The organism is Nocardia sp. NPDC058518, assembly GCF_042719655.1.
Lineage (GTDB): Bacteria > Actinomycetota > Actinomycetes > Mycobacteriales > Mycobacteriaceae > Nocardia.
Window position 1 is genome coordinate 353,101 of sequence record NZ_JBHXNJ010000004.1, and the last position, 6,329, is coordinate 359,429.

General features: G+C 65.5%; 5 protein-coding genes. All 5 read left to right on the plus strand.

The features are described 5' to 3' along the window. The first annotated feature begins 14 nt into the window (after nucleotides 1–14). The 5 genes from ACFWPX_RS10655 to ACFWPX_RS10675 all read left to right on the plus strand — a co-directional run bounded on the left by ACFWPX_RS10655 (nucleotide 15) and on the right by ACFWPX_RS10675 (nucleotide 6,188). Nucleotides 15–611: a phosphatase PAP2 family protein gene (locus ACFWPX_RS10655; protein ID WP_378920127.1), complete on the plus strand. Its 597-nt coding sequence runs from the start codon at nucleotides 15–17 to the stop codon at nucleotides 609–611. 65 nt (nucleotides 612–676) lie between these two features. After that, the gene (locus ACFWPX_RS10660) at nucleotides 677–1,609 is read left to right on the plus strand and encodes a decaprenyl-phosphate phosphoribosyltransferase (RefSeq protein ID WP_378920051.1); all 933 of its coding nucleotides are present in this window, start codon (nucleotides 677–679) and stop codon (nucleotides 1,607–1,609) included. Between the two features lie 4 nt (nucleotides 1,610–1,613). Further along, nucleotides 1,614–3,509, plus strand: coding sequence for a flagellar motor control protein ZomB (zomB, locus tag ACFWPX_RS10665; protein WP_378927229.1), 1,896 nt, complete (start codon nucleotides 1,614–1,616; stop codon nucleotides 3,507–3,509). 243 nt (nucleotides 3,510–3,752) lie between these two features. Beyond that, complete coding sequence (locus ACFWPX_RS10670) at nucleotides 3,753–4,823, plus strand: alpha/beta hydrolase (RefSeq protein ID WP_378920053.1); 1,071 nt, start codon at nucleotides 3,753–3,755, stop codon at nucleotides 4,821–4,823. 303 nt (nucleotides 4,824–5,126) lie between these two features. Continuing rightward, the gene (locus ACFWPX_RS10675; RefSeq protein ID WP_378920055.1) at nucleotides 5,127–6,188 is read left to right on the plus strand and encodes an alpha/beta hydrolase; all 1,062 of its coding nucleotides are present in this window, start codon (nucleotides 5,127–5,129) and stop codon (nucleotides 6,186–6,188) included. The last annotated feature ends 141 nt before the right edge of the window (nucleotides 6,189–6,329 follow it).

Here is a 6,329-nt window from a genome sequence, read left to right on the forward strand (position 1 = left end):
TGCCCGAAGTGGAAATGGCCGAGGAAGGCTGCTGCGGCGGCTGCGATTGCAGTGGTGATTACGTAGAGGTCCCGGTCGAGGTCGCGATCCTCAACGCCGTGCAGGGCACCATCGGCACCAGCCCGGCCGTCGTCTCCGCCGCGCGCGGCATGTCGCACTTCGGCGAGCACGCGCTCGGCTGGGTCGGCATCGCCGCCGCGGGCTGGCTGGTCGACAAGCCGCGCCGGCGTCAGTGGGCGGGTGTCGCGGTGGGCGCGGTCGGCGCGCACGCCGCGTCGATCGTGATCAAGCGGATCGTCCGGCGTCCGCGACCCAACGATCCGTCGGTGCAGGTCAACGTGTCGACGCCGAGCAAGTTGAGCTTCCCGTCCTCGCACGCCACCTCCACCACGGCGGCGGCGGTGTTGCTCGGCCGCTTGACCGGGCTACCCTTGCCTGCGGTGATCGTCCCACCGATGCTGCTGTCCCGGGTTGTGCTCGGGGTGCATTACCCTTCCGACGTGATCGCCGGTTCCGCTTTGGGGGCCGCGTCGGCTGCTGCCGTGCTAGCCGCCGAAAAGAGACTTCGCCCTGGCGGCGAGCTCAAAGCCCGGAGGCGGAAGCTTGCGTAACCACGCAGGGCTTGTGAGCGCCAGAATGGAACACAGTGACCGCAACTGAAAGAACTTTGGCTGAGATGAGCGAAGAACCGTCCGCCGCCGTCCTTGACGAGGGTGCTGTGAAGGGCCCGCCGAAGACGCTGCTCGGTGGTGTCATCAAGGCCATGCGCCCACGTCAGTGGGTGAAGAACGTCCTGGTGCTCGCCGCACCACTCGCCGTCGGACCGGAAGCGGTCGGCGACGCGGGCGTGCTCGTGAATGTCGCGATCGCCTTCATCGTGTTCTGCATGGCGGCCTCCGGCATCTACCTGGTCAACGACTCGCTCGACGTCGACGCCGACCGGGCCCACCCGACCAAGCGGTTCCGGCCGATCGCGGCTGGCGTCGTTCCTGTCAACCTGGCTTACGCGCTGTCGGCGGTGCTGCTGATCGGTTCGATCGCCGGCTCGTTCCTGGCGTCGTGGCACCTGGCCGTGGTGATGGCGATCTACATCGGCATCCAGCTCGCCTACTGCCTCGGCCTCAAGCACCAGGCCGTGCTCGATATCTGCATCGTGTCCTCGGGCTTCCTGCTGCGCGCCGTCGCCGGTGGCGCGGCCGCCGATATCGCGCTGTCGCAGTGGTTCCTGCTGATCATGGCGTTCGGCTCGCTGTTCATGGCCGCGGGCAAGCGCTACGCGGAACTGCAGATCGCGCTGGACACCGGCGCCAAGATCCGCAAGTCGCTGGAGTACTACACCCCGACATACCTGCGCTTCATCTGGACGCTCGCGGCCACCGCGGTCGTGGTCTTCTACGGTCTCTGGGCATTCCAGCAGGACTCGGCTAGAGACACCCAGTGGTATTCGATCTCGATGATCCCGTTTACCATCGCAATCCTGCGTTACGCGGTCGACGTCGATGGTGGCGAGGCCGGTGAACCCGAAGAGATCGCGTTGGGGGACCGCATCCTGCAGTTCCTCGCTATTGCCTGGATCGGAGCGGTAGGTGTCGCTGTCTATCTCACCTGACGAGATGCTGGTAGCGGAGCAGGATTCAACCGAAGACGAGCAGCTACGCGACGACGAGTCGCCGCGTAAGGACGCGCGTTTCTCGGTTCTGTCCCGCGCCATCTTTGTCGGTGGGGTGGTACTCACCGCCGCGCTGTTCACGGTGGGTGCGTGGCAGCGGCGCTGGATCGCCGATGACGGCCTGATCGTGCTGCGCACGATCCGCAACCTGCTCGCGGGCAACGGCCCGGTCTTCAATGCCGACGAGCGGGTCGAGGCCAACACCAGCACCGCGTGGACCTACCTGGTCTGGTTCTTCTCCTGGCTCACCCAGGCCCGCCTCGAGTACGTGGTGCTCGGGGTGGCGCTGGTGGTTTCGATCCTCGCGGTGGTGTTCGCGATGCTCGGCACCGCGCGACTGTGGGGTGGAACCAGCGGTCAGCTGCTGATTCCGGCCGGTGTGCTGGTGTACATCGCACTGCCGCCCGCGCGTGATTACGCCACCTCCGGGCTGGAGAGCGGTCTGGTGATCTGCTGGGTCGGGCTGCTGTGGTGGCTGATGATCCGCTGGAGTCAGGCCGCTGTCGTTCGCGTGCCGAGCCTGCTGGGCCTGGTCTTCCTGGCCGGGCTCGCGCCGCTCGTTCGCCCCGAGGCCACGCTGATCGGCGTGCTCGCGCTCGGCATGATCTTCCTCGCGCCGCTGCCGCAGTTCCGGTTCGGGCCGATCGCGTTGCGCGCGCTGATCGTGTTCGTCGCCGGGATCGTGCCGGTGGGGTATCAGATCTGGCGAATGGGCTACTACGGCCTGCCCTACCCGAACACCGCGGTCGCCAAGGACGCGGGCGGTGCCAAATGGGGACAGGGTGTCACGTACCTGTGGGACCTGGTCGGCCCGTACTACCTGTGGATTCCGCTGCTCGTGCTGCTGATCGCCGGTGTGGTCGCGGGGATCGCGCGTGGCTTCGCGCTGCCGCGGTTGACGGTGGCGGGTGTGCGGTCGTGGCTGCGTTCGCCGAGCGCGGTGGTCGTCATGGTGCTGGTAAGCGGCCTGCTGCTCACCGTGTACGCGGTGCGCGTCGGTGGCGACTTCATGCACGGGCGAATGCTGCTCACCCAGCTGTTCCTGCTGCTGTTGCCGGTGGCCGTCGTTCCGCTCCCGACGCGGTCGCGGAAATCCGGTTGGTCCATCGCGGTGCTGCTGATCGCGTTGCTCGGCACCGCGGGCTGGTCGCTGTACGCGGCGAGCACCACCGCGATCACGACCGGCACCAAGATCCGCTCCTCCGGCATCGTCGACGAGCGCATCTACTACGTGCTCAACACCGGCAAGGACCACCCGATCCTGGCCGAGGACTACCTCGACTACCCGCGCATGCGGGCCATGGTCAACGACATCGCCGCCAACCCCAACGGCGGCCTGCTGCTGAACTCGCCCGCCTTCACGTTCTGGTACCTCGACCCGCCCCCGCAACCGATCCCCGAGGGCGGTTCCGGGCACACGGTCTACTTCCTGAACCTGGGCATGACGAGCATGAACGTGCCACTCGACGTGCGGGTGATCGACCCGATGGGTCTGGCCTACCCGCTGGCCGCGCATTCGGACCGGCTCGCCGACGGCCGCATCGGCCACGACAAGAGCCTGCTGCCGGACTGGGTGGTGGCCGACTCGGGCATGGTCGACCTCCACCCGTGGATGCCCTGGTACATGGACGAGAAATGGGTCACCCAGGCCCGCACGGCGATGTCGTGCCCGCAAACCCAGGCGCTGATGATCTCCACCCGCGATCCGATGACGTTCGACCGGTTCAAGCACAACTTGCGCCACGCCATGACGTTCGCGAAATACCGCATCGACCGGGTGCCCAAGTACGAAATCCAGCGGTGTGGGCTAGTTGATCCGTTCCCAGAGCCGCCACGATGAGGGCTCTGACGCATCATTTCACTCGTGGATCCGTTCCCCGAACCGCCTCGCTGAAACCCCTCGGCCTGGGTTTTTACAGTGGCGTTCGCCGCTAAATCACTTTTCGGTAACGCCAGGCTATCGATGTAGCGATATGGTCACTGAGGAACGAGACCCGTCGGCGCACTGGTGTGCCGGTATCTAGTCGGCGGTCATTGCAACCGCGGTTCCGCGCGAACCGCTCGAGGAAAGGCCCATAACAGAATGCGTGGCGGACGTCTCAGAGCCCGGGGAGCCGGCTGGCTCAAACGATCGGTGCTTCTCTCCCTGGCTGTACTGCTGCCGATCGGTGCGGCGGTGGCCGGTCCCACCGGCACCGCGACGGCGGCATTCGACCCCACCGGTTTCGACTTCTGGGTCGACTCGGAGATGGGCCCGATCAAGTCGCGGATCTTCCGCGCGGCCGATGGCAACACCAATCGGGTCGTGTACGCGCTCGACGGTATGCGTGCGGGCGACGACCTCAGCGGCTGGGAAAAAGACACCAATGTCGCCCGTGCCCTGATGAACGCCAACATCAACGTCGTGATGCCGGTCGGCGGCCAGTCCAGCTTCTACGCCGACTGGAACGCGCCCAGCAGCTTCTTCGGCCTCGACGCCGGTTCGGGTGGTAGCTCCACCGGTTCTGCGGCGACCGGTTCGGCGATGACCGGTTCATCGGTCGCGCCCACCCAGGTGGCAGGCAAGAAGAACACCTACAAGTGGGAAACCTTCCTCACGAGCCACCTGCGCAACGCGCTGTCGGCCCGTCTGGGTTTCAACCCCAACAACAACGGCGTGTTCGGTCTGTCGATGGGTGGCTCCGCCGCGCTGACGCTGGCCGCCTACCACCCCGACCAGTTCAGCTTCGCGGGCTCGTTCTCCGGGTACCTGAACATCTCGGCGCCCGGTATGCGTGAAGCCATGCGTGTGGCGATGGTGTCGGCAGGCGCCTTCAACATCGACGCGATGGCACCGCCGTGGGGTCAGCAGTGGTTCCACATGGACCCGTTCGTGTTCGCTCCGCGCCTGGTCGCCAACGGCACGCGTATCTGGGTCTCCGCGGCCAGCGGTATCCCCGGTGCGGGCGATGTGTCCAACCCGATGGAGATCGTCCAGGGTGTTCCGCTCGAGCTGCTCGCGATGGTGAACAGCCGCGCGTTCCAGGTGCGCATGGCCACCCTCGGTGGCGGCAACGCTCACTTCGACTTCCCGATCACCGGCGTGCACAACTGGCGCAACTGGGAAACCGAGGTCAACCGCATGATCCCGGACCTGTCCGCGAACATCGGCTAGTAAACCCCGCTAGACCCTGAAACCCGCTCGGTGCCTCGTCAGCACCGGGCGGGTTTCTCGCTTTTTCGTCACGATCCGAGCGATCTGTGGTGACGAATCATGTGCGACAGATCACCGGGAGTTGTGCTCCGGGTCACTTTCCAGCAACATGTAGACCATTCGTCACCGATTGATACACAGTGAGCATGCGTCGAGGTTGAATCGTCCGTTTTGCCCTGGATTGGTTCTTCTCGACGTCCGATGAGGGATCCGACTGCGTAGCTCGGTATTTGCGCATTCGGTCTGCGAGAAAGGTCTAGTCGAATGCGAACACTGCGCCGCAAGCGTGGGCCCGTGAAGACCGCAGCCCCTGGTTCGTGGGCTCGGCGCTGGGCCGCGGGCGTATCCATGGCTCTACTCGTTCCGATCGCGACGGCCGTCACCGGGGGGATCGCGCCCGCTTCGGCCGGCTTCAACGGCAATGCCTTCGACTTCTGGGTCGATTCCGGGATGGGTCCGATCAAGTCACGCGTGCTGCGCGCCGCCGATGGCAACACCAATCGCGTCGTCTACGTCCTCGACGGTATGCGCGCACCGGAGCACCTCAACGGCTGGGAGATCGAAACCGATATCCCCAATGCGCTGGCCGCGGCCAATATCAATGTGGTGATGCCCGTAGGTGGTATGTCGAGCTTCTACGCCGACTGGAACGCGCCGAGCGATTTCTTCGGCATCGCCGGCAACGGAACGCCTGCCTCGGGTTCCGGTGCGGGCAACGCGCTGTCCGGCGGGCCGGGAAAAAGCTACCGATACCAGTGGGAATCGTTCCTCACCGGCGACCTGCGCAACGCACTCGCCGACCGGCTCGGCTTCAACCGCTTCCGCAACGGCGTGTTCGGCCTGTCGATGGGTGGCTCGGCCGCGCTGACGCTGGCCGCCTACCACCCGGACCAGTTCTCCTTCGCCGGTGCGTATTCGGGCTACCTGAACATCTCGGCCCCCGGCATGCGCGAGGCCATCCGGCTCGCGATGATCGACGCGGGCGGCTACAACGTGGACGCCATGGCGCCGCCGTGGGGCCCACAGTGGCTGCGGATGGATCCGTTCGTGTTCGCCCCCAACCTGGTAGGCAACAACACCCGGCTGTGGATAGCGGCGGGCTCGGGCTTGCCGACCAATACCGACGGCCCGAACATGAACACCGTCAACGGGATGGCGCTGGAGGCCTTGGCACTGGCCAACACCAAGGCTTTCGAAGTCAGGATGGCGACACTGGGCGCCCGTAACGTCACCTACTCTTTCCCGGCCTTCGGCATCCACGCCTGGAACAACTGGAATGACGAGGCCCTCCGGATGATCCCGGATTTGTCGAACAATATTGGTTGACACCACGATCATTGGTTGACACCACGAACCGGGGCCCGCGCTTTTGCGGGGCGGGGATGGATTTGGCCGCACAGTAAACCACGGTGAAAAATGTAGGAAAAACATACCCCCCCCCCCGCAACACGACCGAACACGCGGTTG